This is a genomic window from Dysosmobacter sp. HCP28S3_G4 (assembly GCF_052065175.1).
Taxonomy (GTDB): Bacteria; Bacillota; Clostridia; order Oscillospirales; family Oscillospiraceae; genus Oscillibacter.
This window is the reverse complement of sequence record NZ_JBQHUP010000124.1, coordinates 1-432: the sequence shown is the minus strand read 5'-3', so window position 1 is coordinate 432 and position 432 is coordinate 1. Positions and strand designations below refer to the sequence as shown.

Sequence of the window (432 nt, the reverse complement as noted above, 5' to 3'; positions counted from 1 at the left end):
CTGTTCTCTCGGCAGCTTGTAAGCCGCGATCTGATAGATCTTCTCCTTTTTGAGCGTGGCGAAAAAACTCTCCATCCGCGCATTATCAAAGCAGTACCCAACGCCGCTGAGACTTTGCACCAAGCCGCAGCGCGCAAGCTCCGTGCGGAAAGCCACGCTGGTGTACTGGCTTCCACGATCTGAATGGATCACCGCCCCGGCAAGGGACGGATACAGACGCTTGAGCTGTCGCACCGTGTCGATGCACAGCTCCTTTTTCATATTGTCCCGCATCTCAAGTGCGACGATCTCACCGCTGAAGCAGTCCATGATCGGAGAAACATACAGCTTGCCGTCTGCGCACTGCACCTCGGTAATGTCCGTGAGGAACTTCTCCAGCGGCCGCTCCGCGCCGAAGTTCCGCTTCAAAAGATTCTCCTGCTCCTGTGCTTC

The 432-nt window shown here is 56.2% G+C and carries 1 protein-coding gene; it reads right to left on the bottom strand.

Annotated elements, in window-relative coordinates:
- A partial coding sequence (locus ACTNBU_RS12740; protein WP_441034469.1) for a transposase occupies nt 1-408 on the bottom strand: 408 nt, incomplete at its 3' end.
- Nucleotides 409-432 lie beyond the last annotated feature (24 nt).